This is a genomic window from Maribacter sp., assembly GCF_039968975.1.
Lineage (GTDB): Bacteria > Bacteroidota > Bacteroidia > Flavobacteriales > Flavobacteriaceae > Maribacter.
This window is the reverse complement of the sequence record NZ_JBDVOT010000280.1, coordinates 1-13789: the sequence shown is the minus strand read 5'-3', so window position 1 is coordinate 13789 and position 13789 is coordinate 1. Positions and strand designations below refer to the sequence as shown.

Sequence of the window (13789 nt, the reverse complement as noted above, 5' to 3'; positions counted from 1 at the left end):
AGTGGCAATAACATTATGGGCAGGCACCAGTTTCCAATCAAATGTAAGTTTTAAATGAACCTTTGCTGATCCTGGTCCTATATGATAAGTTATTGGTAATCCCCCTCGCCATGATTCTGGCGCAACGGTACCGTCTAAGGCAGATAATAGTGGAAGAGCATCTTCGTATGAAATTGGTAAAACAGGAATTTTTGTAATAGTAGGAGCATCTTTTCTATCAAGCCTTTTAGCATCTTTTGTAGCAGCATAACCAGGAGTCAATACATCACCTGGGTATGTAGGCATATCCATCACTGAACCACGTTGTACGCCAGTTTTATTTTTGTAGGCACCTTTTGGGTAGACATCACCTTGTCCGTAACCATCATCTTCGGGGTCAGAATAAATAATACAACCGATAGCTCCTTTTTCGGCAGCTAATTTAGGTTTAATACCACGCCATGAGCCTTGGTATTTGGCAATCACTATTTTACCTTTTACACTGATGCCAAGCTTTTCTAATTCTTCGTAATCTTTTGGAATTCCGTAATTAACGAAAACTAATTCTGCTTCAACATCACCATCGGTAGAGAAAGCATTGTAGCTTGGTAATAGGGCATCACCTTGTGCTGTAAAAGGATCACCTTCAACAGGTACGGCTTTTAATTTTGCTTTGTACTGAGTAGGACCCGTTAATTCTAAAACCCTTTCTGTTGGGTAAGGAAATAGAACTTGATAGGTCTCTATTTTGGTCTTGTAACCCCAAGACTCGAATTGATTTTTAATCCATTTTGCATTTTCCTCTCCAAATTTCGTGCCCACCCAGTGAGGTTCGGCAGCCATTTTTTGCATCCATTCATCAAGATTAGTTGCATTTAATTTTTCTTCAAAACTTTTTTCAAGTTGCAGTTGTTTGTTTGTGTTCTCAGAAGAAAATCCGATAATTGAATTTTGTGAATATCCGTTGAGAACTAATAAAAGAAAGAGGGTAGTGAGTAATTGTTTCATAATAAAATATAGTTGTTGAGGTTTAATTAGTTTAGAAATGGTGAACAACAATTAGTAGCTTGATAAAATTTAAATATGTTCTCAAAAAGTGTAATATGTCAAAGTAACTTTATTTTTTATTGAGTTAAATTTAATTGAGACTTGCTCTATGTACTTCAGTTTTATGATTTTCTAAAGAATTTGTGTTAATGGTAAAATAAAAGGTGCTGCCAATATTTTCTTCTGATTCTACCCATATTTTACCTAGGTGATGATCAACTATTTTCTTACTACCGTACAAACCTATTCCAGAACCTTCAAATTTAGATTGATTGTGAAGTTTGTGGAATGCATTAAAAATATTTGCTTGATGTTCTTTGGGAATACCTATACCATTATCGGCAACACTAAATAGATATTCATTCTCTTTCTTCTCAGACGCTATAGTAATTATTGGGTCTTTGGTGGTAGTTCTAAATTTTAAGGCATTGTGTATTAAATTTTGGAAGAGCATACCAATATCAGTTGATCTTGCGGTAATTGTCGGCAACTTACCAATGGTAATAGTTGCATTTGTCTCTTTTATTTTTTCTGAAAAATCATCTAAAACAAGATGAACAATCTTTGAGATATCTACAGTTTCCATTTCACTAGAATTACCGATTTCAGCATATTTTAAGAGTCCTTCTACTAGATTTGTAAGTCTTGTAGAACTACCTTGTAAATGTTTTAAAAAGCTGCTAAAATTTACATAATTGGATGTAGCATGTTGTTTTTCTAATTCCTTGGCAATTACATTGATGTTGTTTAGTGGTCCTCTTAGATCATGTGTTACTATAAAAGTAAATTCTTCAATATGCGAGTTTTTTAATTCAAGTTCATTATTTAGAACGGCTAATTTACTGTTTTGGAGTCTTAAATTATTTTGAGCTCTTTTTAAGTTTAACTCACTTTCTTTTAAAGCTTCAATATGATTCTCTAAATCTGTAGTGTATGTTCTGGTTTTATTTTGGTCATACATTCTAAAGGTTAGTGAAAGCCAACCTAAACAGGCTAAAAATGCAAAAATCTCATCAAAGGGTACGTCAATAGTACCTAAAATGGGTCCGTAAATAGAAATATAAATTGTTGGGATAACGAATGCTAGAATATCAAAAGCAATTATTAGGTTTCTCAATTTAGGATTTCTTCTAAAGCCTATAAAAGCTAAAAAACCCATTGTCGCAAATGCAACTGCCTGACCAAAAAAACCTCCTATTAAAAATATTAAGGTCATGAACATTATTGGAGGAAACAATGTCATATAAATTCTAGTTGCACGGTGAAGCTTTAATCGGTTTAACAAAAAACCAATTCCAAAACCAATGGCAACAATACCTGCTAAAATCTGTTCAGGATAAGAATGAAATAGTAGCGTATATATAAATACGGCAAAAGTAAAAATACTCGATACAATGGTTATTAGTCCAAATTCATCTAAAAAGTTTCTGCCTTTTAGATTGTTGTTTTCTGAAGTCGAATTAAGTTTAGACAAGCTATTGATTTTAGTGTAAGATGACTTTTTTTATTTTATAAAAGTGAGTTCTATATTTGTAGAAACTTCACTAAAAATCAATTATTCTATGATTTTAGTTAAATCTTATTTAAAAAAAAACGAATAATTGAAGGGGATAATAACGACGTCAAATTTTACTTAAATATAATAAAGTAGTGGCGTTTAAAATAAATAAAACACACATTTATTTAGTGTCGTTTTATGAATGATATTGTTAAAATCAGAAATCCTTACATTTTAAAAAATCATAGGAACTTCCATGACAAGTATTTTGGAGGTGTCTTTTGTTTTAAAATTGAGAGTGTCAGTCTCCCAAATTCCAATTCCGTCACGGTTACCTAATTTGTTACTTGCTATTTCTATTTCCCCGTCCAGTACAAAAATATAAACCCCGTTACCCTTATGCTTTAAATTATAAGAATCTATTATTCCAGATTCGTAATTTCCAAGATGAAACCAAGCATTTTGATGAATCCATACACCAGCATCATCTGGGTTTGGAGAAACTATTTGGTACAAACTGTTTTTTGTAGCTATATCTTCAATTGATATTTGGTCATAACGCGGGGTAACCTCTTCTTTGTTCGGGATAATCCAAATCTGCAAAAATTTTACTTCTTGATCTTTATTTTTGTTAAACTCGCTATGAGAAACTCCCGTACCTGCGCTCATCATTTGTACATCTCCAGATTTAATAACGGTAGAATTCCCCATGTCATCCATATGTTGAAGGTCACCTTCTAATGGAATGGATATAATCTCCATATTTCTATGCGGGTGAGTTCCGAAACCCCGACCAGCAGCGACAGTGTCGTCATTTAAAACACGTAAAGCTCCAAAATTCATTCGTTCTGGATTATGATAATTACCAAAACTAAAACTGTGATAAGAATTTAACCAACCGTGGTCTGCATGACCTCGAGTACCAGACCTATGTATTATAGTTTTCATTTTATTTGTTTTTTATTGATAGTTTTTGGTCAAAATTTAGGATTAAAATATACTACGATTCTCTGATTAAAAGTACATTTAAATATTTGGAATTTTGCTAGTGCCAACTGTTGTTTCACATACTTTTCTTTAAATAAGAACGTTATTGAAAAAAAATCCCCACGTTGAATGAAATACATAGTTAGTTTAGTGTTAGTATTTTTCTTTTATGGTTCATATGCTCAAACAAGCGCTGATGCTGCTAAGCATTTAGGGGCAGGTATTGTAATTGGTGGAGTAGGTGGGTATACTGCACATAAATTATCCAATGGAAGTAGCGGTTGGATATGGGCTGGAGCCGTTGGTAGTGCTTTTGCGGCAGGTTTGGCAAAAGAAGCTATCTACGATTCTTCAAGAGGAGCGAATTGGGAAACAAGAGATGTAGTTTTTACTACTTTAGGCGGAGTGATATCTGCTTTGGCTTTGGAAGTTTTTACTGGAAACGGTGGTAGCAGTAGAGGTGGTAATAGCTGTGGTTGTTTAGTTGCTCAGCTAGATAATACCAATGAAATTCAATTGCCAGTATTTGTAGAAAATGGTACTGGTGATATTACTTCAGAACTACAGGCTGCTTATCTGCTTCGGTAATCTATAAAAGTCCTTTCGCTTTAATTTCAAGATATTTGTTAATAGTATTAATGGTCAGGTCTTCAGGTTTGGTCAAAATAGTCTGTATCCCATATTTTCTAAGCTCGTTCACTACCAGTTGTTTCTCGTATATAAATTTCTCTGCAATGGCCTGCTCATAAATTTCTAGAGTGTTATTTGGCTTTTCTTGTGCATAAGAGAAAAGCTCTGTGTTTTCAAAGAAAATAACAACTAATAAGTGTTGTTTGGCAATAGCTTGTAAATAGGGTAATTGACGATGTAGTGCATCTAAAGTTTCAAAATTTGTGTACAACAGTAATAGGCTTCGTTGTGGTAAATGCCTTTTAACATCAATATACAATCTACTAAAATCACTTTCTACAAAATTGGTTTTAAGATTATAGAGTGTTTCAAGAATAAGGTTCATTTGAGAACTTCTACGTTCAGCAACTACTCTGTTTTCTATCTTGTTACTAAAAGAAAACATACCTGCCTTATCATTCTTTTTTAAGGCTATATTGCTAATGACCAATGTTGCATTGATAGCGTAATCTAATAAGCTAAGAGATTTAAAAGGCATTTTCATTACCCTACCTTTATCTATAATAGAATATATGGGTTGCGATTTTTCATCTTGAAATTGGTTGACCATCAACTGACCCCTTTTGGCAGTCGCCTTCCAATTTATATTTCTAATATCATCACCTTGTATATAATCCTTGATCTGTTCAAACTCCATCGTGTGACCAATACGCCTAATCTTCTTGATTCCGAATTCAAGCAGACGGTTACTAAAAGCTAAAAGGTCATATTTGCGAAGCTGTAAAAACGACGGATAAACAGGTACTTCTTTGCCCTGATCAAACGTATATTTTTTGGCTAAAAAACCAATAGGTGAAGTAGAGAAAACATTTAAATTGCCAAAGCTATAAATCCCGCGTTCAACAGGTCTAACATTATATGTGTAAAATTTTTGTTCGCCCGATTTTAATAAGCTATGAAAATTAAAATCCCTTTTCTGAAATTGAAAAGGCAGCTCGTCTATAATATTGACCCGGCTAGAAAATAAGTATTGATTGGTAACTTTTATTTTAATACTGTTTTCATCGCCGTTAGAAAGTTTGTCAGGTACTATTCTGTCTGCTACTATTTTACCTTTTGATAAAAATAGAAGTATGATGTCAACGGTTACTAGCGCTAAAAACAAATAGAAGAGTAGCTTGGCAATAAATGAGATATTCTCAAAAATATAGGAAACCAAAAAGCATAGGATGATTCCCGTCAAAACTAGGAAAAATCTTTTTTGAAGAAATATATTTTTGAACACGTTTTTCACAATTGTTTATCTAGGAATTTCAATGGTCTGAATAAGGTCATTGATCATTTTTTCTGCAGTATAGCCTTCCATTTCTCTTTCAGGAGTTAAAATGATTCTATGTCCTAAAATGGGTCCAACTACTTTCTTGATATCATCTGGAGTAATAAAATCTCTTCCATTGATAGCTGCAACCGCTTTAGAAGCATCTAAAATGGCAATAGAAGCCCTTGGCGATGCGCCTAAATATAAGTTGGCATTAGTTCTTGTGTTATTGACTATGGCCGCTATATATTTAAGTAGATTATCTTCAACGATAATATCCTTTATCACCAGTTGATAAGCGGCTATTTGTTCTGCGGAAAGAACAGAATCTATTAATGCTTCAACATTGGTGTTTTTTTGTTGATGTTTGTTTTCTAGTATCTGTATTTCTTCTTCTAAGGTAGGGTAGTGTACATTTATTTTAAACAAGAAACGGTCTAATTGCGCTTCTGGTAATCTATATGTACCTTCTTGTTCAACAGGATTTTGAGTAGCAAATACCAGAAATGGAGGTTGCATTTCAAATTCATTTCCGTCATTGGTGATCTGTCTTTCTGCCATGGCTTCAAAAAGAGCTGCTTGGGTTTTGGCAGGTGCACGGTTTATCTCATCAATCAATATAATATTTGAGAAAATAGGTCCCTTTTTAAATTCAAATTCAGAGGTCTTCACGTTAAATATAGAAGTTCCTAAAATATCACTTGGCATTAAATCTGGCGTAAATTGAATTCTACTAAAATCTACGTTCATGGTCTTGGCTAAAAGTTTTGCCGTCACTGTTTTGGCTACACCCGGCACACCTTCAATAAGTGAGTGACCGTTAGCTAAAATAGAAACAATCAACAACTCGATCATATCTTGTTGGCCTATGATGACTTTTCCTAACTCTGACTTAACCTTAGCTACAGATTCTTGAAGTTTGGTGAGGTCTATACGCGAATTAAATTCTACGTTGTTTTCATCTTGTGTATTATCTTCCATAAGATTGTTTAAATGTATTTATTTTCTGAACCAGTACTAAAGAGTCTTGTTCAGTATGTACAGGTTTATTTTTTAGACGAAGTATGAGTTCTATTAATGTTTTTGTATCATCTTTAGATTTTCCAGCTTTTGCACTTAATTGGGTGATGAAATTTTCATCAAGAACTGTTGTGTTAACATAATATCTATTTCTAATGTAGGTTAAAAAGTAGGTAATTTTTTTATGGTTTAAATTGGTGTAGTCTTTATTCTGGTAATAGAGAGATCCTACAGTTTTTGCAAATGCTACAGAGGAGTTTTCTAAAGGTTTGATTACAGGTATAATTCGTTGTTCTCTTTTTGCTTTAAAGATTACAAATAATAGTAAACCAATTACCAATAGATAGTAACTCCATTTTAATGCGGGCTGATTCAATACAAAACGCATGGGTGAAGTAATCACTTTTCTTCCAGATTTTTTGTAGTCGTCCCAATACAATAGGTTATCGTTTAAATAAGAAAAACTCTGTGTACTGTATTTGGTATTATCACCCAACATATAAAAATTAGTGTAGGCAACAGGTAGCGTGTTTATTATGAAATTACCTTTTCCAAAAGATGTTTTAATGAAATTAGGTTGTACTTTAATTTCATCATTATTATCCTCTAAAAAGTTAGAAACTTTAAACTGTAAGTGTCCTAATATTTCTGTGTTTACGGTATCAACACTTGCAAAATAACTTGGGTTAACCCCTCTAGTAAAAAAGAAATTTTTCTGTTTAAAATTTTTATTAGAGAAAGAAGCTTTGACCGAATCTTCTTGAATACCATACTGTTGTGTGACTTCTATATTTAATGTGTCAGCCAACTGCCCAGTAAGATTATTTGTAGCGATAAAAACTTGATTACCGTTTGCTACATATTTTAAAACCTGGTTGGTTTCTTGTTCATCTAAGTAGATATAATCGTTGATGATAATATAATTAGAAGGTATAGTGCTGTCTCGGTGTATAAGCGCATCATACATGCTGCTTTCTACTGATTCAATTTCACTGTTAGAAAAAATATGGGGTAATTCATTAAAGAGCACAAAACAGCCAAACGGAATTTTAGATACAGACGTGTATGAAGGTCTCCAGTTTATGGGTCTTGGGCGTACTATTTCTGTAACGATGATACCAATTAGCACCGCAATCAAAAGCCCGAGTATTATTTTAGAACGCTTACCCAATTTATAGTTGAATTTGTTTGTTTATCGATTCAAAATCTAAAACCGACTTTGTGTATTTAATATTATCAATTGCCTGCTCGCCATACCATATATAATCATATAGGTAGGCTATTTTTTTAAAACCTTTTTTTATTTCCGGTTGCTCAATTTCAGCGAAATAGTCTGAATTTGTTTTATCAAAATGCCATTCTATAATATCTTCTTTAGACAGCTTTTGTAGCGTAAGCAGAAACTGATAGCGTATGGCAAGACGGTAGTCTTTTTGTTCAATGGCAGTATTTAATAATTGATTGATATCAATACCTTCAATATGCTCTTCAGTTAAATTGATATCGCTAACAGCTTTGGCTTTTTTCTGAAAAAGGGAATTGAAATTTTCATTTATCAGCAATTTTACAACAAGATATACAACCAGAATTATTAGCAAGAAATAGATAAAGTATTCAATGAGTTCTAGTAGCTGTGGTGAAATATTGATACCAAATACATTATTTAGACCTTGCCCCACCCAGTTAATAAAGCGGGCAAGTAGGTTTTGAGATTCACCAGTTTTGAAGGTGTAATTGAACTCATCTCCTGTATATTTTTTACTAAGATCTTCGTCATTACTTCGTACGGTCAATACAGACGACGAATCAACTTTTATGATACTGTCATTTGTACCCTGTGCAATTGCAGAAAGGGTAGTTAACTGAAAGAATATGATGAGAATAGTGTACTTCAACCTAATCGTTTTGACCTATTTGTTCAATTGTTGCCCTGGTGTTTTCATTGTAAGTTTTTTCATGTAATGCGTAATAGAGAATACCATTTATAAATTGTGAGAGGCATTGGCCATACACAGCAATTATTAACACAATACAAGTACCTAAAGTGTAAACTATGGTAGAAACGATAGAGTGGGAGTAGTCTACATTATTTTCAACAACATGAAAGGTATAAATACCTACTATAACACCTGGAACAAATAGCGCGATCATGAGCAAAATACCTAGTAAAATACCTAATATAAAGTTGACACCTACAGATTTCCAAAAGTTGGTGGTTACTAATTTCCAACCTTCACCTAGAGCTTCTGTAACACCTTTCTTCTTCTGAAGCATATCAAAAAATGAAACTCCTACCCAAGCAGTTAAAAAGAATTGAACTATATATTGACCTATAAAACCTAATAAGGGAATGATAGCTAATATTACCGCTGCAATAAGAAATACAATGTAAATAGGTATTAGTAGCAATACGAATAAGAAGATATTGCCAAATTGACTTTTAGCTAGTTGCCAAACTTCTTTTTTATCTACGTTTTCATTTCTGGTCTCAACATATTTAATCATGTAGCTTGTAGATAGCGAATAGTTTAAGAAAGCTACACCTAAAAAAATGATGACGAACAAAAAGCCGCCTAGACCAAGATAAATAAAATAGTCTTGCTCAAATTCATTTCCGGCAGCAAAAGAATTACTGCTAGATTCTTGAGCGATCATTCCTAAAAACCCGGATACTAATAAATAACTTGTAATTAAAAGTCCTATTAAGAAAACACCATTATAGCTTATAAAAACATTAGTAAAGTTTTTAATATTTTGTTTAAAAAAGTCGAAGTAAACGGTTACTATTCCGCCAAAATCACGGTTTACTCGTAACGGTATGTAATTGTCTTTCATGTTGGTTATTAAGTATGATCGGGTATGCTATGTAATAAAATATAATTAAGAATAAAGAAGCTCCAATTATTAGAAATGCCAACCAATTTGGCATACCTGTATATCGGGTAATAAAACCTTCAATAAAACCAGCTATAATAAAGAACGGAATGGTGCTAACTACAACTTTTAATCCGTCTTTAGCCCCTTTCATAAAAGACACGCGTCTAGAGTACGTTTTTGGGAAAAGAATACTGTTTCCCATTATTATACCGGCGCAACCAGCAATTATAATTACTGAAATTTCAATAGTACCATGTAGCCAAATTTGCTTGTTAGCTTCGAAGAAAACACCTTTGGTATAAAAGAATGTTATGAAAGCACCAAGCATTACTCCGTTACTAAATAAAATATAACCGGTACCTATGCTGGTAATTACCCCAAATGCAAATGCCAAAAAAGCAACGCGTATATTATTAATGGTAATGCCTAAAAATGATCCAATTTCACTACCTCCTTTATAAATGGCGGCAGGGTCACCATTAGCGATATTATTTAGCGTTTCGTTTACATATGCATCCCCTAAAATTAAACGAACAAAGGTAGCGTCGTTCAAAGCAGATAACGAACCAATGGCAGAAGCAATTATAAATATTAAAAAAGCAATGCCTAGTGTGCTATGATATTGTTTAAAAAACAGTGGGAATTCGGTAAACCAAAAACTTTTAATTCGGTTTTTACTTTCCTTTTTATTCTTGTAAATTTTTTGGTGTGCCTGTGAAGCTAATTCGTTTAAATACAATAAAGTCTTACTTTCTGCGTAATACGTTTGCGCGTAGGCTAAATCATTGGTCAGTTGAATGTAGCCATTGGCAAGTTCATCTGGGTTTGAAGTAGCATCAAGGTTGACAGCTTTTTCAAATGCTATCCATTTTTCCTTATTTTGCTTTACAAAAGCGGCTTCGCGCATAAACTATTTTTACCTTGTTAAATTTAAGACTTAATGAATAATCTCCAAATCAATACAACGCAAAATGTGAACCTTAATTATACTATTGTTAGTATTGGTGAGCGAATAGTGGCATTTTTTATAGATGCATTTATATTATATCTCTATTATTTTTTGGTGGAATTAATTGGCGATGCCATAGGTTATATCTATGACGATGGGTGGACGCAAAGAGGTATAGTTGGTTTAATTGCTTTGCCTGCAATGTTTTATAGTTTATTAATGCATATTATTTTTAATGGTAGAACTGTCGGCAAAATGATTATGAAGATGAGAGTGGTATCTGTTGATGGTTCACCGGTAAATTGGAGTAATTATTTAATTCGTTGGATGCTTCGTTTAGTAGATATTTGGCTTTTTGTTGGATCAATAGGGGTTCTTACTATTTTATTCTCAGAGAAGAGACAAAGATTGGGTGATGCAGCGGCAGGTACCGTGGTAATAAGTACTAAAAACAAAACAAAAGTTTCACACACCATTTTAGAAGAAGTTGAAGATACTTACGTGCCTAAATTTGTGAACGTTACCATGTTGACAGATAAAGATGTAAGACTGATCAAGGAAACTTTTAGTATAGCCCAAAAAAGTAATGATTTTAAAACGATGAAAGCGCTTAGAGATAAAGTTGATAGTATATTGCAGACCAATTCAGATTTATATGATAAGCAATATCTAGATACTGTATTGAAAGATTATAACTACTTTACCCAAAAGCTATAATTAATGTTTTATTTCATCATTGATATTTTAGGAACTATCGCATTTGCCATATCAGGAGTTTTGGTTGCAATGGATAAAAGACTTGATGCCTTTGGTGTGTTTATTATAGCCTTTGTAACGGCAGTAGGTGGTGGTACTTTGCGGGATCTCTTAATTGGTATTAGACCTGTAGGATGGTTGAATGCACCTATGCACTTGCTCATTATAGTAATGACTGTTTTGTTGGCGATTATCTTTGTAAAGCAGTTAAAATATGTTAGAAAATCACTTTTCCTTTTTGATACAATTGGTATAGGGTTATATACAATGATAGGTATAGAAAAAGGGTTGGCGGCAGATCTATCACCGGTTATGTGCATTGCCTTGGGTACAATTACAGCATCTTTTGGCGGTGTAATCAGAGATATATTATGCAATGAAATCCCTGTAATATTTAGAAAAGAAATTTATGCAACGGTCTGTATTTTAGGGGGTCTGGTGTATTTTCTTTTAATTCAGTTTCCCATACAGAATACCATTGCGTATTCCATGGCAATTGTGACAATCATTATCATGAGAGTGTTGGCGGTGCGTTTTAAAATTTCGCTGCCAAATATTTATCGAGAAGGATTGTAAATATTTTTTGATTATTTGGCAAAGCCAAATAGCTAACTAACAGCCAACAGCTACCTTAAAACTTCAGCCTTTTCAATATAAATGTTCTGTAAAGGCCAATCACCTTTTTCAACAGGTACATTATTTATTTTATCAACCACATCCATACCATCTATAACTCTACCAAAAGGGGTGTATTCGTCATCTAGATGATAAGACCCAGGATTGGTTACAACAATGAAAAATTCAAAAAATGAGCCTAGCATATGTGGATTGTCCATTTCGCTACTGGGCATAGATACAGTGCCTCTGTGATGTTTATGACCTTTTCGAGTGTCAGGCGGTAATAGGTATCTTCCTAAATCATTTCTTTTCTTTCCGGTTCGTTCATCATCAGAATTTCCGCCTTGGATAATAAAATTTTTAACTACCCTATGAAATTGGGTATAGTCAAAATATCCTTTTTCGGTAAGGTAAATGAAATTGGCTCTGTGGTAGGGTACGTTCTCAAATAACTCTATAGTAAAGCTGCCTAGGTTGGTGGTAATTTTAACCTTGTTAGATTTTAAAGTTTTCTCATAATTAAAAAAGAAATCTATAGCATTGTCTTCATTTAGTTCAAAAGCCTCTTCTTGCTCGTCTTTAGTAACTTCTTTTTCTGTAATTTTAGTAGAGTCTATTGTAGTCGTTGATTTAGAAGTTGTATCGTCAACCTTCTTAGGGGTATCTTTGCAGCTGGCAAAAGCTACAATAGCAACGAAAAGGAATATATTGAATTTAAGTGAACGCATGGATTTCAATTTTTTTGAACAACGAATATCAAAAATAAAGGATCTACCGCTACCGGGGGAAGCTTCACAGTACAAAATGGCTCCAGAAAGTCGTATTGAAGATTTACAACGAATTAATCAATCAAAAAAGAATCCAAGAAAGGCGGCAGTCATGGCTTTGTTTTATCCTACGGTAGATCAGAATACCAATCTTTTGTTGATATTAAGAAAAACGTACGAGGGCGTTCATTCTAATCAAGTAGGTTTTCCAGGAGGAAAAGCAGAACTGTCAGATGACGGATTGCTTACAACAGCATTGCGCGAAACCCATGAAGAAGTAGGTGTAGACCCTAAGGATGTTACCTTGGTAAAGGAAATTTCAGAAATATTTATACCTCCAAGTAATTTTATCGTACAGCCTTATATAGGATTGTATAAAGAGCCAAAACCCTTTGTAAAACAAGAGTCAGAGGTAGAGTTAATTCTAGAAGTTCCAATATTAGATTTTTTAGACGAAGCAAAAGTAGTCTCTAAAAAAATAACTACTTCTTATGCGGTGGATATTGAAGTACCTGCCTTTAAATTAAACGGTTATATAGTCTGGGGTGCTACAGCGATGATGATGAATGAGATTAAAGAGTTATTAAAACAAGTGTTATAAGGCATATTTATTTATTTTAGCATTCTATGGGATTATTTGATAAAAACCCTTTTGGGCATAATTTATTTATTAAAAAGTGGCTAATTCGTATTTTGGCCTTGCTTTCGCACCAGCGTTATAAGGGTTTTAATACCTTGGAAATTGAGGGTTCTGACATTATTAGAAATCTGCCGGATAGAAACGTTCTTTTTGTTAGTAATCATCAAACTTACTTTGCAGATGTTGTGGCAATGTTTCATGTATTCAATGCTAGTTTAAGTGGTAGGGAAGATTCAATTAAAAACTTGGGATACATATGGCAGCCTAAATTGAACATGTACTATGTTGCAGCTGCCGAGACTATGAGAAAAAGTCTATTGACCAAAATTATGGCATATGCAGGCTCTGTGAGTGTTGAAAGAACATGGCGTTCAGAAGGTAAAGATGTAAAGCGTCAAGTAAAAATGAGTGATATCTCTAGTATTGGTAAAGCTTTAAATGATGGCTGGGTAATTACTTTTCCGCAAGGAACAACCACACCATGGAAACCTTTGAGAAAAGGAACAGCACATATTATCAAAAAATATAAACCAGTTGTAGTACCCGTGGTAATAGATGGTTTTAGACGTTCTTTTGATAAAAAAGGACTACGAGTAAAGAAAAAGGGAATTCTTCAATCTATGGTCATTAAAGAGCCGTTACAAATAGATTATGAGAATGAAGCTTCTGAATCTATAATAGAGAAATTAGAATATGCCATAGA

The 13789-nt window shown here is 33.5% G+C and carries 15 protein-coding genes; 5 read left to right on the top strand and 10 right to left on the bottom strand.

Going from position 1 to position 13789, the window contains the following annotated elements:
* From ABJI11_RS18845 to ABJI11_RS18835, 3 genes are all read right to left on the bottom strand, one after another.
* The coding region (locus tag ABJI11_RS18845; RefSeq protein ID WP_348355917.1) for a PA domain-containing protein at positions 1–987 on the bottom strand (987 nt) is incomplete at its 3' end.
* Positions 988–1117: 130 nt separating this feature from the next.
* Positions 1118–2500: an ATP-binding protein gene (locus ABJI11_RS18840; RefSeq protein ID WP_348355914.1), complete on the bottom strand. Its 1383-nt coding sequence runs from the start codon at positions 2498–2500 to the stop codon at positions 1118–1120.
* Positions 2501–2758: 258 nt separating this feature from the next.
* The gene (locus ABJI11_RS18835; RefSeq protein ID WP_348355911.1) at positions 2759–3472 is read right to left on the bottom strand and encodes a pirin family protein; all 714 of its coding nucleotides are present in this window, start codon (positions 3470–3472) and stop codon (positions 2759–2761) included.
* Between the two features lie 168 nt (positions 3473–3640).
* On the opposite strand from ABJI11_RS18835, the gene ABJI11_RS18830 reads away from it, so the two are divergent.
* Entirely contained in the window at positions 3641–4099 is a 459-nt protein-coding gene (locus tag ABJI11_RS18830) for a hypothetical protein (protein ID WP_348355908.1), read from the top strand.
* A 1-nt stretch (position 4100) separates the two neighbouring features.
* Here ABJI11_RS18830 and ABJI11_RS18825 read toward each other — a convergent pair whose 3' ends face one another.
* From ABJI11_RS18825 to ABJI11_RS18800, 6 genes are read right to left on the bottom strand one after another with little or no spacing between them, the layout of a single operon-like run.
* The gene (locus tag ABJI11_RS18825; RefSeq protein ID WP_348355905.1) at positions 4101–5384 is read right to left on the bottom strand and encodes a DUF58 domain-containing protein; all 1284 of its coding nucleotides are present in this window, start codon (positions 5382–5384) and stop codon (positions 4101–4103) included.
* 57 nt (positions 5385–5441) lie between these two features.
* Complete coding sequence (locus ABJI11_RS18820) at positions 5442–6440, bottom strand: MoxR family ATPase (RefSeq protein WP_348355902.1); 999 nt, start codon at positions 6438–6440, stop codon at positions 5442–5444.
* Entirely contained in the window at positions 6430–7608 is a 1179-nt protein-coding gene (locus ABJI11_RS18815) for a DUF4350 domain-containing protein (RefSeq protein ID WP_348355920.1), read from the bottom strand. Before ABJI11_RS18815 ends, ABJI11_RS18820 begins: the two co-directional genes overlap by 11 nt.
* 43 nt (positions 7609–7651) lie before the next feature.
* Positions 7652–8374, bottom strand: coding sequence for a hypothetical protein (locus ABJI11_RS18810; RefSeq protein WP_348355899.1), 723 nt, complete (start codon positions 8372–8374; stop codon positions 7652–7654).
* 1 nt (position 8375) lies between these two features.
* Positions 8376–9314, bottom strand: coding sequence for a hypothetical protein (locus ABJI11_RS18805; protein ID WP_348355896.1), 939 nt, complete (start codon positions 9312–9314; stop codon positions 8376–8378).
* Positions 9277–10263, bottom strand: a complete 987-nt coding sequence (locus tag ABJI11_RS18800; RefSeq protein WP_348355894.1) for a stage II sporulation protein M — start codon at positions 10261–10263, stop codon at positions 9277–9279. The genes ABJI11_RS18805 and ABJI11_RS18800 overlap by 38 nt, the downstream gene beginning before the upstream one ends.
* A 33-nt stretch (positions 10264–10296) precedes the next feature.
* On the opposite strand from ABJI11_RS18800, the gene ABJI11_RS18795 reads away from it, so the two are divergent.
* Positions 10297–11022: an RDD family protein gene (locus ABJI11_RS18795; RefSeq protein WP_348355891.1), complete on the top strand. Its 726-nt coding sequence runs from the start codon at positions 10297–10299 to the stop codon at positions 11020–11022.
* 3 nt (positions 11023–11025) lie between these two features.
* The gene (locus tag ABJI11_RS18790) at positions 11026–11637 is read left to right on the top strand and encodes a trimeric intracellular cation channel family protein (protein WP_348355888.1); all 612 of its coding nucleotides are present in this window, start codon (positions 11026–11028) and stop codon (positions 11635–11637) included.
* A 50-nt stretch (positions 11638–11687) separates the two neighbouring features.
* Here the strand turns inward: ABJI11_RS18790 and ABJI11_RS18785 are convergent, their stop codons facing one another.
* Positions 11688–12407, bottom strand: coding sequence for a peptidylprolyl isomerase (locus tag ABJI11_RS18785; protein WP_348355885.1), 720 nt, complete (start codon positions 12405–12407; stop codon positions 11688–11690).
* Here ABJI11_RS18785 and ABJI11_RS18780 point away from each other — a divergent pair.
* Both ABJI11_RS18780 and ABJI11_RS18775 read left to right on the top strand, forming a co-directional pair.
* Positions 12406–13047 (top strand): CoA pyrophosphatase, encoded by a 642-nt coding sequence (locus tag ABJI11_RS18780; RefSeq protein ID WP_348355882.1) that lies wholly within the window; start codon positions 12406–12408, stop codon positions 13045–13047. The genes ABJI11_RS18785 and ABJI11_RS18780 overlap by 2 nt on opposite strands.
* A gap of 26 nt (positions 13048–13073) precedes the next feature.
* Positions 13074–13789: lysophospholipid acyltransferase family protein (locus tag ABJI11_RS18775; protein ID WP_348355879.1), on the top strand; the 716-nt coding region annotated here is incomplete at its 3' end.

What these genes read in the sequence shown, in the direction of transcription:
- ABJI11_RS18835 (WP_348355911.1), bottom strand. Translation starts at nt 3,472, where the DNA reads ATGAAAACTATAATACATAGGTCTGGTACTCGAGGTCATGCAGACCAC.
- ABJI11_RS18830 (WP_348355908.1), top strand. Translation starts at nt 3,641, where the DNA reads ATGAAATACATAGTTAGTTTAGTGTTAGTATTTTTCTTTTATGGTTCA.
- ABJI11_RS18820 (WP_348355902.1), bottom strand. Translation starts at nt 6,440, where the DNA reads ATGGAAGATAATACACAAGATGAAAACAACGTAGAATTTAATTCGCGT.
- ABJI11_RS18805 (WP_348355896.1), bottom strand. Translation starts at nt 9,314, where the DNA reads ATGAAAGACAATTACATACCGTTACGAGTAAACCGTGATTTTGGCGGA.
- ABJI11_RS18800 (WP_348355894.1), bottom strand. Translation starts at nt 10,263, where the DNA reads ATGCGCGAAGCCGCTTTTGTAAAGCAAAATAAGGAAAAATGGATAGCA.
- ABJI11_RS18795 (WP_348355891.1), top strand. Translation starts at nt 10,297, where the DNA reads ATGAATAATCTCCAAATCAATACAACGCAAAATGTGAACCTTAATTAT.
- ABJI11_RS18790 (WP_348355888.1), top strand. Translation starts at nt 11,026, where the DNA reads ATGTTTTATTTCATCATTGATATTTTAGGAACTATCGCATTTGCCATA.
- ABJI11_RS18780 (WP_348355882.1), top strand. Translation starts at nt 12,406, where the DNA reads ATGGATTTCAATTTTTTTGAACAACGAATATCAAAAATAAAGGATCTA.
- ABJI11_RS18785 (WP_348355885.1), bottom strand. Translation starts at nt 12,407, where the DNA reads ATGCGTTCACTTAAATTCAATATATTCCTTTTCGTTGCTATTGTAGCT.